Source organism: Kitasatospora sp. NPDC049285, from assembly GCF_040678815.1.
Lineage (GTDB): Bacteria > Actinomycetota > Actinomycetes > Streptomycetales > Streptomycetaceae > Kitasatospora.
Window position 1 is genome coordinate 1 of record NZ_JBFAQR010000102.1, and the last position, 14,707, is coordinate 14,707.

Sequence of the window (14,707 nt, forward strand, 5' to 3'; positions counted from 1 at the left end):
GCGTGGTTGACGATCTGGTCGCCGGGCCCGAAGTTGAAGTTGCCGCGGGACGGCTCGACGGTGTCCCACTTCATCTCGTTCTCCGGGGTGATCATCTTGAATTCCCGGTCGAGAATGCTGGAGTACGTCGAGTCCCCGAGCCGGCCCGAGGCCACGGCCGTGCCGAAGTAGCGGCCGCTGCCGGCCGCTGCGTCGCCGACCGCGGTCGGGCCGGAATTCGGCGGGAACGCGGCCTGAGCCACCAGCGGCACGGCCGCGCCCGCGGCGGCGAGCACCACGGCAGCGGCGATCAGGCGGCGGGTTGCCGGGCGGCGGCGATGAGAGCGGTTCTGATCTGGCAACGGCTTGTCCTTCTGGCGCAGCGGGGCCTCGGTCTCGGCCCTGGTGGTCCGTCAGTTGCCACCGTGCGCCAGAAGGTTGCCGTGATCGGAAAAAATCTTCAGGCGAGCCGGGTGAACTCCACCCGCACCTGCGGCAGCTCGCCCGGCGCGCCGCGGTAGACGCCCTTGTGCGGGGGCACGTCGCCGTACTCGCGCCCGCGCGCGACGATCACGTGGGACTCGCCGGGACGGGTGCCGTTGGTCGGGTCGTGGCCGATCCACTCGCCCGCCCAGTACTCGACCCAGGCATGGCTCTCACCGGCCACCGGCCGGTCCAGCTCGGCGTCCGGCGAGGGGTGCAGGTAGCCGGACACGTACCGGGCCGGGAGGCCGGCCGCGCGGAGCAGGGCCGCGGTGAGGTGGGCGAAGTCCTGGCAGACGCCGGCCCGTTGGTCCCAGGCGTCCTGCGCGCCGCTGTGCACCCCGGTGGTTCCCCGGGTGTAGGCGAGGCGCTCCCTGACCAGGTCGGTGAGGGCCACCGCCGCCTCGTGGGCGTCCAGCCCGTCGGCGGCCGCACCCGCCTGCGCGGCGAGGTCCGGGCTCACCGCGGTGCGCGGCGTCGCGGCGAGGTACTCCGTCAGCCGGGAGTCGGCCGACCGCGCGGCGATCGCGGCCCGGTCGAGCGGGGCGGGCAGCGGGGCCGGCGGGGCGGTCTCGACCAGGCTGGTCGCCGTCAGCGCGAGGCTGGTGTGGGAGTCGGTCAGGTCGAACACGGTGACCTGGGTGCCCCAGTAGTCCAAGTACGTCCACAGCGACGCGGCCGGGGCGACGGCCACCCGCGAGTCCAGGACGGTCTGGGTGGGCAGGGTGAGCGGGCTCATCCGCACCTCGTTGTACGAGGAGCCCGCCGGGCTCGGGTAGCCCACCAGGGTCTCGTGGCGGATCCGCAGTCGGGAGGCCATGTCCGATCACACTCCCTCTCGCGTCGCGGACTGGTGCGACCACTCGATCGGGCCGTCGTAGGGGAAGTAGCGTTCGGCCACCGCCCGGGTGGCCTCGCCGCAGGCGAGTTGGAGTTCGCCGAGCAGGGCGGGCAGCTGCTCGAGTTCGGCGGAGTCGAGGTACTCCAGCCTGGTGCGCATCCGGCCCACCGCGAGCCGGACGGGTTCGGGGCGCCGCAAGGCGGGCGTGCCGCCGCCGAGTTCGGCGAGGCACTCCTCGGCGGCGCTGAGCGCGTGCAGGACGGAGCGCGGGAAGCCCCGGTCGAGCAGCAGGAAGGCCGCCACCTCGCCGGGGTCGCTGCCGGCGCCGCGGGCGCGGACGAAGGCCTCCTCGGCGCCGCTCGCGCTGAGCAGCGTGGGCCAGTCGGGCGCGTGGACGGCGGCGAGCACCCGGACGGCGAGCAGCCGGGCGATCATGTCGACCCGCTCCAGGCTCCGCCCGAGGACGACGAAACGCCAGCCGTCGTCACGGCTCATGGTGGAGTCGGCGAGCCCGAAGAACAGGGCGGCGCGGCGGCGGACGAGCCCGAGGTAGGCGTGCGGTCCGGTGCGGCGCGCGGCGCGCCGGTGCTCGGCGAGCTGGTGCCAGGTGGAGTTGAGGGTCTCCCACATCTCGGTGGAGACCACGTCGCGCGCGGTCAGCGCGTTCTGGCGGGCCGCGGTGAGCGCGCCCTCGATGGAGCCGGGGCTGGCCGCGTCGAAGGCGAGCCGGGCCAGCACCGAGTCCATGTCGCAGTGCTGCTCGGTCGGGACGGCCACGCCGAGGATGGCGTGCAGCGAGCGGCAGGCGGCGTCCTCGTCGCTCCACGGGTCTTCCAGCAGCCGGTGCAGGTAGGCGTCCAGGATGCGGGCGGTGTCGTCGGCGCGCTCCACGTAGCGGCCCAGCCAGAACAGCGACTCGGCGATCCGCGAGAGCATGGTGTCGGTGGTGATCACTGCTGCTGTGCCTCCTCCTGGGCCGGGCCGCCGGGCGTGCTCGCGGCACCGGGGCCGAACTGACGCGGAATCACTTCGCTCACGGCGGCGGACCGCTCGTCGGCGGACCGGGCCGGCGGAGCACTCGGGGCCAGCACCCAGGTGTCCTTGGATCCGCCGCCCTGGCTGGAGTTGACGATCAGGTTGCCCTCGCCGAGGGCCACCCGGGTCAGGCCGCCGGGGACCAGCCAGACGTCGCTCCCGTCGTGGACGGCGAACGGCCGCAGGTCGATGTGGCGGGGTGCCAGGCCGTCCTGGCCGTCGGTGCGACGGCTCAGCGTCGGCGAGGTGGACAGCGCCACCGGACGCTGGGCGATCCAGCCGCGCGGGTCCGCCGCCACCTGCTTGGCGAGGCGGTCGAGCGCGTCCCGCTCGGCCCGCGGACCGATCACGATGCCCTTGCCGCCGGCGCCGTCGACCGGCTTCAGCACCAGCCGGTCCAGCTGGTCCAGCACCTCCTCCAGCCGGCCCGGCTCCTCCGGGCGGATGGTCTCCACGTTCGGCAGCAGCGGCTCCTCCGCCAGGTAGTAGCGGATCAGGTCGGGGACGTAGGTGTAGAGCAGCTTGTCGTCGGCGATGCCGTTGCCCACGGCGTTGGCGAGGGTGACGTTCCCGGCGTGCGCGGCGGCCATGATGCCCGGGACGCCGATCAGCGAGTCCGGGCGGAAGTGCAGCGGGTCGAGGAAGTCGTCGTCGAGCCGCCGGTAGATCACGTGGACCGGGGTCTCCCCCCGGGTGGTGCGCATCCGCACCCGGTTGCCGGAGCAGACCAGGTCGCGGCCCTCGACCAGCTGGACGCCCATCAGCCGTGCCAGCAGGGCGTGTTCGAAGTAGGCGGCGTTGGCCACCCCCGGGGTGAGGACGGCCACGACCGGATCGGTCACGCCCTCCGGGGCGCAGGCCTTGAGCGCGGCCAGCAGGCGCTGCGGGTACTCGTCCACCGGGCGGACCGGCTGTTCGGCGAAGAGGGCGGGGAAGGTCCGGGTCATCACCCGGCGGTTCTCGATCACGTACGAAACGCCGGACGGCACCCGGACGTTGTCCTCCAGCACCCGGAAGCGGCCCTCCTCGTCCCGGACCAGGTCGATCCCGGAGACGTGGATGCGCACCCCGTTCGGCGGCTCGATGCCGTGGGCCGCCCGGTGGAAGTGCGGCGAGGAGTACAGCAGCCGGTAGGGCACCACGCCGTCCTCGAAGACCCGCTGTCTGCCGTAGGCGTCGGCGAGGAAGGCCTCCAGGGCGAGCACCCGTTGCCGGACGCCCCGACTGAGCCGGTCCCACTCGACGGCGTCGAGCAGGCGCGGCACCAGATCGAGCGGGAAGGGGCGTTCCTCGCCGCCGTAGGAGTAGGTCACGCCGCGATCGGTGAAGGCGCGGGCCATCTGGTCGGTGCGGTACCGGAGTTCGATGGAGTCCAGCGGGCTCAGGGCGTCGAACACGGCCGCGTAGGCCGGTCGGACCACCCCGGGGCGCTCGAACATCTCGTCCCACGCGTCCGCTGTCGTGTACGAGTCGAATATGTCGGCCATGACGAGACGTTATGGTCGGTCGGTTTCGGCCGCGTGACGGGCGCACTACCGCCGGTGCCGCGTCGCAGCTCAGCTGTGCCGGGGCCGCCCGCCCGGGCCGCTCTGACGGGCCGCCGGCAGCCGACGGCCCGTCCGCTGACGCCGGGTCAGGCTCGGTGCGCGCCCTTGCGGCGGGCCCGGACGCGCAGCGCCGGCACCCCGCCGCCGATCGCGCGCAGGCCCGCGCCGGTGAGCCCGAGAAGGCCGTCCGAGCCGGTGGAGGCGAGCCCCGGGGCCTGCCCGCCGTCCTTGGCCGGCCCCGCAGTGGGGCTCGGCGAGCCCGACGCGGAGGCGGTCGCGGCGCCGGCCGGCGATCCCTGCGGCGCGGGCGGCTGCACCGGAGCGGCGGCCTTGTCGCGGGTGAACGCGAGTGTGCCGAAGCCGAGTTGGTCGAAACCGCCGCTGTTCGGGCCGTGGTCGCCACCGCCGCCCTCGGGCGCGAGCTTCGCCGCCATGGCGCTGGTGTTCGGCGCGGGGAGGCCGCGGCGGTTGACGTAGTGGTTCTCGATCATCGCCCAGATCGGGCGCAGGTCGCCCCGGCCCGAGGCGGAGGGCGTGACGTCGTCCACCGTCCCCGACCACACGCCGGGCGCGCCCTGCTGGAACGTCAGGCGGGTGAACGGGACGTCCGCGCCGAGGTTGTACCTCGCGACGTACTCGGCCCCCTTGAGGAAGCGGTTGTCGTCCTCCCCGTACAGGTCGATGCCCTGGTTCCAGGCCATCTCGCACAGCGCGCCCATCAGCCCGACGGCGAGCGTGGTGTGACCCTGGTCCCGGCCGGACTCCTGGAACTGGGCCAGGCCGCCGGGGTGGACGTACGGGATGGCGTGCCGGAGCGAGCCGTTGCCCGCCCCGTGGCGGTAGTACTCGACGGCCTGATCACCGCGGAGTGCCGCCGGACGGCGGGGTGGCGGGGCCGGTGCTGGCGCGCAGTGAGATCGGCGGGGTGAGCAGGATGTGGCGCGGCGGGGTGGCGGGGGCGGCGATGCGTTCGACGAGGAGTTCCACGGCCTGCGTGCCCATCTGCTGGGCGGGGACGTCGGCGGAGGTGAGCGGCGGACGGAAGTCCTCCGCCCACTGGGCCGCGGCGACGCCGGCGATGGACACGTCGCGGGGCACGTGCAGCCCGGCGTCCTCCAGGGCGTGCCAAATCCCGGGCAGCGCGGCCTCGTTGAGGGTGGCGATGCCGGTCACCTCCGGGTGCTCCGCCCGGATCCGCTCGATGACGGCGCGCCCGGAGGCGGTGTCGTCGCCGCACAGGTACGCGTGGCCGGCGATGCCCCGCTCCGCCGCCGCGGCCGCGAAGCCCTCCGCGGCCCGCAGGCCGGGGCCGTAGCCGGTCGCGACCAGTTCGGGCGAGCGGTTGATCAGGGCGACCGCGCGGTGGCCGAGGTCGGCGAGGTGGTGGACGCAGCGGGCGATCAACGACGCGTAGTCGACGTCGATCCAGCACATGTCGTCGTCCCCGGCGGTGTGGCCGATGCCGACGAACGGCAGCCCCGCCTTGCGCAGCCGGGTGACCCGGGCGTCCTCGAGGCGGATCTCCATGAGGATCGCCCCGTCCACCCGGCGGCCCGAGACCAGGCGCTCGAAGGAGCGGTCGTGGTCGCCGCCGGAGGGGGAGAGCAGCACGTCGAGGTCGGCCCGGGCGGCGGCTTCCACCACGCTGGCCACGAAGTCCAGTTGCATGTGGGTGAGGCGGGTGCCGGCCGGCGGGACCACGAGCCCGATCGTCCGGGTGCGGCCCTCCTTGAGCGCCCGGGCGGCGGCGTTGGGCCGGTAGTCGAGCTCGTCGATGACGTCCTGGATGTGCCGGCGGGTCGCCTCCGACACGGCGCGCTTGCCGCTCAGGGCGTAGGAGACCGTACTGCGCGACACGCCTGCCCGACGGGCGATCTCCCCGATGTTCATCGCTCTCCTGAAGGCGCCCGGGACCGTCCATGCGGTCGAATCGATTCGGTCGACGTTAGTGGGGCCGGGGGAGCCGGTCAAGCCGGGCGGAGCCGCTTTCCGGGCCGTCGACGGGCCTCTGCACGGAGTGTTGACGGCCCTCTACGGCGGGCCTATGTTCATCGAACCGATTCGCCGAACCGATTCGACAAGCCGCGGCAGAGCAGTCCGCCAGGCACTCCCACCCACCGCCGCCAGGCACCCCAGCTCGAAAGGGACCTCGTCATGCCCAGATCCCGTGGACGCCGGCTGACCGCCGCAGCCCTGACCGCGACCGCCCTCGCCGTCACCGCCGCCGCCTGCTCCTCCGGCGGCGGCGCCACCACCGCCGGTGCCGGCAGCTACACCGTGTGGGACCCGTACCCGCAGTTCGACGCCGCCTCGCCGTGGGCGAAGCTGCTGGACACCTGCGGCAGCCAGGCCGGCGTGACGGTGAAGCGCACCGCGTTCGACACCAGCGACCTCACCAACAAGACGCTGCTCGCCGCCCAGCAGGGAGCCGCTCCCGACGTGCTGATCGTCGACAACCCGGTGGTCTCCACCCTCGCCGAGGCCGGAGTGCTCACCAGCACCGACGTCAACCGGATCGACACCTCCGCGGCGGCGCCGAACCTGCTCGCCGCCGGACAGTCGGGCGGCAAGACCTACGGCACGCCCATCGGCGCCAACACCCTGGCGCTGTACTACAACAAGGACCTGCTGGCGGTCGCCGGCGTGGACGTCTCCGCGGTCAAGGACTGGCCCTCCCTCACCGCCGCGCTGGCCAAGGTCAAGGCGGCCGGCAAGAAGGGCATCACCTTCTCGGCGATCGGCACGGAGGAGGGCAGCTTCCAGTTCCTGCCCTGGTACTGGGGCTCCGGCGCGCAGCTCACCAAGCTGAACTCGCCCGAGGCGGCCTCCGCGCTGTCACTGTGGACCGGCTGGCTGAAGAGCGGCTACGCCCCCGACTCGGTGCTGCAGAACACCCAGACCACCAGCTGGCAGGAGTTCGCCACCGGTGAGTTCGCTTTCGCGGAGAACGGCACCTGGCAGCTGGCCAACGCCAAGAAGGCGGGCTTCGCCTACGGCGTCATCCCGGTCCCGGCCATGAACGGCGGCACCGCCGCCGCGCCCACCGGCGGGGAGTTCGTCACCGTCCCGGTGCAGGCCGAGACCGGCCGCTACGACGTCTCCCGAGAGATCGTCACCTGCCTGACCAGCGCCGAGAACTCCTTCGCCACCGACGGGACGCTGTCCTACGTCGCACCCACCGAGGCCGTCCAGGCCAAGCAGGTGGCCGCCGACGCCGACCTGAAGTCCTGGGTCGACGCGGTCAGGGCCGCGAAGGGACGCACCAGCGACAACCTCGGGACGAAGTACCCCAGGATCTCCGAGCCGCTGTGGGGCGCGGTCCAGGCCGCCCTGAGCGGGGCGAAGTCACCGCAGGACGCGCTCGCCGCGGCGCAGTCGGCCGTCCACTAGCGCACGGGCTCGACGAGCAAAGGACCACAGGCCCTGCCATGAACGACACGACACACCGACCCCGCTCCGGGCAGTGGGCGGCGTGGGGCTTCCTCGCTCCGGTGACCGGCTACCTGGTCGTCTTCTACGCCTACCCGCTCTACCGCAACATCGACCTCAGCCTGCGGAACTACACCGTGCGCTCCTTCGTGCAGGGCGACGCGCCGTTCACCGGACTGGCCAACTACCGGACCGTCCTGGACGACCCCACCTTCGTCCCCGCGCTGCTGCACACCGTCGTCTTCACCACCGTCTCGCTCGTCTGCCAGTACGCGATCGGACTGGCCCTGGCCATGTTCTTCGTCCGCCACTTCCCGCTGTCCGCCACCCTGCGGGCGCTGTTCCTGGTGCCCTGGCTGCTGCCGCTGATCGTGTCCGGCTCCACCTGGGCGTGGATGCTCAACAGCGACTCCGGGGTGGTCAACGCCGCCCTGCACGCGGTCGGCATCGGCCCGGTGGCCTGGCTGACCTCGCCCACCTGGTCGCTGGCGTCGGTGACGGTCGCCAACATCTGGATCGGCGTCCCCTTCAACCTGGTGCTCCTCTACAGCGGGCTGCAGTCCATCCCCGCCGGCCTCCACGAGGCGGCGGCCCTCGACGGGGCGGGCGCCTGGCGGCGGTTCCGGCACATCACCCTGCCGCTGCTGCGGCCGGTGTCCGCGATCACCCTGCTGCTGGGCCTGATCTACACCCTCAAGGTCTTCGACATCATCTGGATCATGACGAAGGGCGGACCGAACGGCTCCTCCACCACCCTGGCCACCTGGTCGTACCGCCTGGGCTTCGGCAACCTGCTGCCCGCCTTCGGCCCCGGCGCCGCGGTCGGCAACCTGCTGGTCCTCGCCGCGCTGGCCTTCGGCCTGATCCACCTCCGCCTCCAGCGAAGGCAGGACAGCGCATGACGGCCCGTCGGCCCACCGGGTCCGCCCGGTGGAAGACGGCGATCGGAGTGCTGCTCACCGCGGTGATGCTCTTCCCGGTCTACTGGATGGTCAACGTCTCGTTCACCCGCGACCAGGACCTGCGCAAGAGCCCGCCGCACCTGTTCCCCAGCGCCGGCACCCTGGAGGGCTACCGCGCCGTCCTGCACCAGCAACTGCCCTACCTCGGCACCAGCCTGGCCATCGGGCTCGGCACCGTCGCACTCACCGTGCTGCTCGCCGCGCCCGCAGGCTACGCCCTGGCCAAGCTGCGCCCGCGCGGCGGCGGGGTGCTCGGCTTCCTGCTGCTGGCCGCGCAGATGGTGCCGGGGATCATCATGGCGATGGGCTTCTACGCCATCTACCTCAACCTCGGCGTGCTGCAGTCCGTGCCGGGCCTGATCGTGGCCGACTCCACGCTCGCCGTCCCCTTCGCGGTCCTGGTCTTCACCGCCTTCATGTCGGGGATCCCCGGCGAACTCCTCCAGGCGGCGCGCACCGACGGCGCCGGCCACCTGCGGACCTTCTGGTCCATCGTGCTGCCGATCAGTCGCAACGCGGTGGTCACGGTCTCGCTGTTCGCCTTCCTGTGGGCCTGGTCGGACTTCGTCTTCGCCAGCACCCTCGACGGCGGCGGCCCGCACCAGCCGATCACGCTCGGCATCTACCACTACATCGGCAACAACAACCAGCAGTGGAACGCCATCACGGCCACCGCCGTGGTCGCCTCGCTGCCCGCCGCACTGGTCCTGGTACTCGCCCAGCGGTACGTCGCCGCAGGGGTGACCGCCGGAGCCGTCAAGGACTGACGGACCGCCCCACGACGCTCCGCTCCCGCCACAGAAACGAGTCCCCCGTCCATGACCGAAACCCGTACCGGACCGGCCTTCCCCGTCGACGAGATCCCGTTCAGCACGTACGGGTCCTGGTTCTGCTTCTCCCGCGTCGTAGCACAGCACGTCCGGGCGCAGGACCTGCACCTGATCTCCCATCAGACCGGCCTCCACCCGGTCCTGCGCCTGGCGCCCGTCGACGCGGCGACCCGCGCCGGGCTGGACGCCACCGTCCTGGCGACACCCGGCGTACTCAGCTGGGACCACCCCGCCGGGCGGATCGACCTGGCCTACCAGTCGCCCGACACCGTACGGCTGCGCGGCACCGGGACGGCGGCCCTGCGGATCGAATCGGCCGCGCCGCAGCTCACCCCGTTCGGCGGCACGTACCTCTACCGTGACCCGGTCGACGGCGCGTACGTCTTCACCAGCTACGAGACCGGGCGCCGGTACCGGGTCACCCTGCTGCGCGGCCGCGTGGACGAGGTGGCCGGCGTCCAGGCCCTGGGCGACGCGGACCGCCGACTGGTGCTGGCGGGCGAGGCCGGTGACGCGGAGGGCTGGGAGGCGGCGATCGAGGAACTCGACAACGGCCGCCCGCCGTTCACGGCCACCTCGGGGTTCGACGCGGTCGCGGCCGCCGCGCGCCGGTCCTTCGCCGCGTTCGTCGACGAGGTCGCGCCCTGGCGCTCGCGGGACACCCCGGCCGCCGAACTGGCCGCGTACGTGCTCTGGTCGGCGACCGTCCGTCCGGCCGGGTTCCTCGCCCGACCCGGGGTCCTGATGTCCAAGCACTGGATGGACAAGGTCTGGAGCTGGGACCACTGCTTCAACGCCCTCGCCCTCGCCGGCGGCCAACCCCGGCTGGCCCGGGACCAGTTCTCGCTGCCCTTCGACCACCAGGACGAGAGCGGTGCGCTCCCGGACTCGGTGACCCACTCCGAGGTGCTGTACAACTTCGTCAAACCGCCGATCCACGGCTGGGCCCTGCACAAGCTGCGCCGTCGCCTCCCCGAGCGGCTCTCGCACGAGGAACTGGCGGAGATCCACGACCAGTTGGCGCGCTGGACCGGCTTCTGGCTGGAGCACCGACGAGCCCCCGGCAGCCGGCTGCCGCACTACCAGCACGGCAACGACAGCGGCTGGGACAACGCCACGGTCTTCGACCCCGCACGGGTGGTCGTCACCGCCGACCTGGCCGCCTTCCTGGTCCTGCAACTGCACGAACTCGCCGACCTGGCCGGCGAACTGGGGCGGCACGAGCAGGCCGCGGCCTGGCGTGCCGCCGCCGCCGAGACCCAGAGCGCGATGATCGAGGAGCTGTGGAGCAGCGAGGGCTTCCGCGCCCGGGCCGCCGACGCCGCCGACGCCGCCGACGCCGCCGTCGACACCTGGACCGGCCGGAGCCTGCTGCACCTGGTGCCGATCGTGCTGGGCGAGCACCTCCCCGAGGAGATCAGCGCCGTCCTCGCCCGCCGGATCGCGGACCACCTCACCCCCCACGGGCTGGCGACTGAAGCCCCGGACTCCGCGCACTACCAGGACGACGGCTACTGGCGCGGCCCGATCTGGGCCCCCTCCACCGTCCTGATCGAGGACGGTCTGCGCCGCGCCGGGCACGTGGACCTGGCCGACGAGATCGGCGCCCGGTTCCGGGCCCTGTGCGAGACCTCCGGATTCGCCGAGAACTTCGACGCCCGCACCGGCGCCGGGCTGCGCGACCGCGCCTACACCTGGACCGCCGCCGCCTACCTCCTGCTGGCGGAGGCCCACACCGGCCGCGCGCGCGACCCGGGCGGCACCCTGCCGCGCTGAGCCGTCCACCCCGTCCCGGCGGAGCCGCCACCCGCGCCGGAACACCCCAGACCTCCCGGGCCGCCCGGCCCGGGTCCCACCCACCACGGGAGAGCACCATGCGCCTGACCCCCCTCCTGCGCGCCCGCTCCGGAGCCGCCCGCAGAACGGCCACGCTCGCGGCAGCCCTGCTCGCCGCACTCGGCAGCACCGTGCTGCCCGGCACCTCGGCCCACGCCTCCGACACCGGCGTCACCGTCGACTTCGCCACCGCCGGCGGCGCCCCCACCTACCGGGCCTCCGGCATGATCTACGGCCTCACCCCGAACGGCTCGCTGCCCCAGGACCACTTCCTCACGGACATCAAGTGGCACTTCATGCGGGCCGGCGGCGCCCAGCTCAACAGCGGCGGCTACGCCACCGGCCTCGCCGACTACCAGACCCGCTGGAACGCCACGCTCGCCCAGTACAAGCGCACCGCCGCCCTCGGCGGAACCTTCATCCTCCTGCCGCACGACCTGTGGGGCGCCGACAGCACCACCAACGTGGCGGCCTTCCCCGGCGACAACGGCGACTGGACGCTGTTCGACAGCTTCGTCAACCAGCTGTTCTCCGACATCAGGGCCAACCACATGACGGTCCAGTGGGACCTGTGGAACGAGGCCGACGGCAGGGGCTTCTGGCCGCGCTCCGAGACCCAGTACCTGCAGATGTGGTCCCGGTTCCACGCCGCCGTCCGGGCCGCCTTCCCCGGCCAGCTCATCGTCGGCCCCAGCATGGCGGGCCAGCCCACCTCGTCCAACGGCTGGTGGACCACGTACCTGGACTACATCAAGGCCAACAACGTCGCCCCGGACGTCTACAGCTGGCACGACGAGCCCGCCGACCCCGTCCCCGGAGCCGCGAGCGCCAACTCCACGCTCGCCGCGCGCGGCCTGACCCACACCCGCCCGTACCAGATCAACGAGTACGCGGCACTGTCCCAGCAGAACCCGGGCGGCGGCGCCTGGTTCATCGGCCGCCTGGAGCGGGCCGGCGCGGACGGCCTGCGCGGCAACTGGGGCTCCGGCGCGGCCCTGCACGACTACGAGGCGAACCTGCTGACCAAGAACGGCGCCGGGCCAGTACCTGCCGCGCGGTGAGTGGTTCATGTACCGCTACTACGGCTCGCAGACCGGAAACATCGTCAACCTGCTCCCCGGCAACGGCATCGACGGCCTCGCGACCAAGGACAACGCCGCGGGCAACGCCAAGATCCTGCTCGGCTCCAACGGCAACACGGGCAACGTCACCGTCAACCTCACCGGCCTGGACACCACCTCGGTCGTGCAGAACGGCCGGGTCCGCGCCGTCCTGCAGCGGGTCCCCGACGGCAACGCGGTCACCGGCCCGGTCACCGTCTCCGACACCACCCTGACCGTCGGCAACAACACCGCCTCGGTGACCGTGCCCTACACCAACGCCAAGGACGGCTACACCCTCACCCTGCTCCCGCCGTCCACCACCACCGTCTCCACCGTCGCCGTCAGCGAGAACAGCGGCCAGTGCCTGGACGACACCAACCTCAGCACCGCCAACGGCACCCAGTACCAGCAGTACACCTGCGAGGGCGGCTACCAGCAGATGCTCGACCTCAAGCCCGTCGCCGGGGTGGCCGACACCTACACCGTCGTCAACGAACTCAGCGGCAAGTGCCTCGACGTCTTCGGCGCCTCCACCACCGACGGCGCCGCCATCGGCCAATGGACCTGCAACGGCGGAGCCAACCAGCAGTTCACCCTCCGGCCCATCACCGCCCTCGGCAACAGCCAGGACTACCAGCTGGTCGCCGCCCACAGCGGCAAGTGCGTCGACGTCACCGCGATCTCCACCACCCCCGGGGCCCTCGTCCACCAGTGGACCTGCGACACCGGCACCTCCCTCAGCACCAAGAAGAACCAGATCTGGCGGCTCCAGGGCAGGGCCTGACGACTGTTGAAGTCTGTTCGGCTCCGGTGCAGGACGGTAGGCGGTGCAGGGCGGCGAGACATCCCATGTATCGCTTCGTCAGGTCCGCCGAATTGCCACTCTCTTGACGATTCGTCGCCGGAAGTTGTCGAAACTCTGGACAAGCACCCGACCTATGCGCCTTAATCCATCCCATGTCATGGACGCGCTCCGCGGCGGGCCCGCTCCGGTGTGCCCGACGGGCAGGAGTCACGCCTCAACAGAATCCACCACCCACCAACACGGCACAGGAGAGGTGAAACCCTTGTCCCACCGCACCGCACTCGCCTGGCTGCTCGCCCTGCTCGGGGCCTTCGCGGCGGTGCTGCTGCCCGCCGCCCAGGCCCAGGCGGCCACCGTGGCCTTCGCCCCGGGAGCCACCCGCACCGACCAGAACGGCAAGCCGCTCCAACTGCACGGGCTGGGCATCGTCAAGGCGGGGAACACCTGGTACGGCTTCGGCGAGGACAAGACCGGCGAGACGTCGGCGAACACCTCGTTCCAGGACATCCCCTGCTACACCTCGGCCGACCTCGGCGCCTGGACCTACCAGGGCGTGGCCCTGGCCAAGCAGAGCAGCGGCGACCTGGGGCCGGACCGGATCGTCGAGCGGCCGAAGGTCATCCACAACGCGTCGACCGGCACGTACGTGATGTACGTGCACATCGACAACTCCTCCTACTCCGACGCGAAGGTCGGCGTGGCCACCAGCACCACCCCCTGCGGCCCGTACAGCTACCGGGGCAGCTTCCGGCCGCTGGGCAACGTCAGCCGCGACCTGGGCCTGTTCCAGGAGAGCGACGGCACCGGCTACCTGCTGACCGAGGACCGCAACAGCGGCGGCCTGCGGATCGACCGGCTCTCCGCCGATTACCTCACGGTGGACAGCCCGGTCGCGCTGCTGGGTGGCGGCAGCATCGAGTCCCCGGCCATGGTGAAGGTCGGCGGCACCTACTACCTGCTGGGGTCGCACCTGACGGGCTGGAACCTCAACGACAACGTCTACGCCACGGCCACCTCGCCGAGCGGACCGTGGTCGCCCTGGCGGGACCTGGCCGCGCCCGGCACCAACACGTACGCCAGCCAGACCGCCAACATCATCACCGTCCAGGGCTCCGCGGGCACCACCTACCTCTACGCGGGCGACCGCTGGAACACCGGCGACCTGGGCAACTCCCCGCTGATCTGGCTCCCGCTGACCATCCAGGGGACGACGGTGAACCTCGGTCAGTACCCGACCTGGTCGCTCGACACCTCCGCGGGCACCTGGTCGGCGGGCAGCGGGATCCCGTCCGCCGGCACCCACACCCTGACCAACGCGGCCAGTTCGAAGCTGCTGGACGTGTCCGGCGCCTCCACCGCCGACGGCGGCGGGGTCATCCAGTGGCCGGCGACCGGCGGCGCCAACCAGCAGTGGACGCTCACCAGGGTGGCGGACAACATCTACACCCTGACCGGCGTCCACAGCGGGCTCTGCCTGGACGTCCCCGGCTTCTCGACCGGCACCGGGGTGCAGTTGCAGCAGTGGACCTGCACCGGCGGCGCCAACCAGCAGTTCGCGCTGGACCTCACCGGAAGTCTCACCGGAAGCACGTACACGCTGGTCGCCGTCGGCAGCGGCCTGGCCGTCGGCACGGCCGGCTCGACCGCGCAGGGAGCGGCCGCGGACCAGGAGAGCGCAGGCAGCGCGAGCGCCGCCAGCGAGAGCTGGACCCTGTCCTGACCGTCGGCCGACCGCCGACCACCCCCCACCCGCCACCGTTCAAGAAGGAATCTCAATGATCGTGTCAAGCCGTCTGCGTGACCGACGGGGCGGAGGTGAACAGCCTCTTGTCACGCAGCATCGCCCACAGCACATCG

13 protein-coding genes are annotated in these 14,707 nt (G+C 72.3%); 7 read left to right on the forward strand and 6 right to left on the reverse strand.

Translation table 11 applies throughout. The features are described 5' to 3' along the window. The 6 genes from AB0K51_RS33605 to AB0K51_RS33630 form a co-directional block, all read right to left on the reverse strand. A partial coding sequence (locus tag AB0K51_RS33605) for an endo-1,4-beta-xylanase (protein ID WP_363461919.1) occupies window positions 1–293 on the reverse strand: 293 nt, incomplete at its 3' end. A 146-nt stretch (window positions 294–439) separates the two neighbouring features. Then, window positions 440–1,282 carry a transglutaminase family protein gene (locus AB0K51_RS33610; protein WP_363461895.1) on the reverse strand — a complete coding sequence of 281 codons (843 nt, stop codon included), beginning with the start codon at window positions 1,280–1,282 and terminating at the stop codon, window positions 440–442. A gap of 6 nt (window positions 1,283–1,288) precedes the next feature. Then, window positions 1,289–2,257, reverse strand: a complete 969-nt coding sequence (locus AB0K51_RS33615) for an alpha-E domain-containing protein (RefSeq protein ID WP_363461897.1) — start codon at window positions 2,255–2,257, stop codon at window positions 1,289–1,291. After that, a complete protein-coding gene (locus AB0K51_RS33620) occupies window positions 2,254–3,825 on the reverse strand; it encodes a circularly permuted type 2 ATP-grasp protein (protein ID WP_363461899.1) in 1,572 nt (523 codons plus the stop codon). The genes AB0K51_RS33615 and AB0K51_RS33620 overlap by 4 nt, the downstream gene beginning before the upstream one ends. 146 nt (window positions 3,826–3,971) lie before the next feature. Beyond that, window positions 3,972–4,604 (reverse strand): hypothetical protein, encoded by a 633-nt coding sequence (locus tag AB0K51_RS33625; RefSeq protein ID WP_363461901.1) that lies wholly within the window; start codon window positions 4,602–4,604, stop codon window positions 3,972–3,974. Between the two features lie 139 nt (window positions 4,605–4,743). Continuing rightward, window positions 4,744–5,775 carry a LacI family DNA-binding transcriptional regulator gene (locus AB0K51_RS33630; RefSeq protein WP_363461903.1) on the reverse strand — a complete coding sequence of 344 codons (1,032 nt, stop codon included), beginning with the start codon at window positions 5,773–5,775 and terminating at the stop codon, window positions 4,744–4,746. A gap of 264 nt (window positions 5,776–6,039) precedes the next feature. On the opposite strand from AB0K51_RS33630, the gene AB0K51_RS33635 reads away from it, so the two are divergent. From AB0K51_RS33635 to AB0K51_RS33665, 7 genes are all read left to right on the forward strand, one after another. Further along, on the forward strand, window positions 6,040–7,275 hold the full coding sequence (locus AB0K51_RS33635; RefSeq protein ID WP_363461905.1) for an extracellular solute-binding protein: 1,236 nt from the start codon (window positions 6,040–6,042) through the stop codon (window positions 7,273–7,275). A gap of 38 nt (window positions 7,276–7,313) precedes the next feature. Further along, window positions 7,314–8,216, forward strand: a complete 903-nt coding sequence (locus tag AB0K51_RS33640; RefSeq protein ID WP_363461907.1) for a sugar ABC transporter permease — start codon at window positions 7,314–7,316, stop codon at window positions 8,214–8,216. Beyond that, window positions 8,213–9,043, forward strand: coding sequence for a carbohydrate ABC transporter permease (locus tag AB0K51_RS33645; protein WP_363461909.1), 831 nt, complete (start codon window positions 8,213–8,215; stop codon window positions 9,041–9,043). The genes AB0K51_RS33640 and AB0K51_RS33645 overlap by 4 nt, the downstream gene beginning before the upstream one ends. 51 nt (window positions 9,044–9,094) lie before the next feature. Continuing rightward, a complete protein-coding gene (locus AB0K51_RS33650; RefSeq protein WP_363461911.1) occupies window positions 9,095–10,882 on the forward strand; it encodes a trehalase family glycosidase in 1,788 nt (595 codons plus the stop codon). 98 nt (window positions 10,883–10,980) lie between these two features. Next, on the forward strand, window positions 10,981–12,003 hold the full coding sequence (locus AB0K51_RS33655; protein WP_363461913.1) for a hypothetical protein: 1,023 nt from the start codon (window positions 10,981–10,983) through the stop codon (window positions 12,001–12,003). A gap of 7 nt (window positions 12,004–12,010) precedes the next feature. Beyond that, window positions 12,011–12,829 (forward strand): RICIN domain-containing protein, encoded by an 819-nt coding sequence (locus AB0K51_RS33660; RefSeq protein ID WP_363461915.1) that lies wholly within the window; start codon window positions 12,011–12,013, stop codon window positions 12,827–12,829. A gap of 283 nt (window positions 12,830–13,112) precedes the next feature. After that, window positions 13,113–14,570 carry an RICIN domain-containing protein gene (locus AB0K51_RS33665; protein WP_363461917.1) on the forward strand — a complete coding sequence of 486 codons (1,458 nt, stop codon included), beginning with the start codon at window positions 13,113–13,115 and terminating at the stop codon, window positions 14,568–14,570. Window positions 14,571–14,707: the final 137 nt, after the last annotated feature.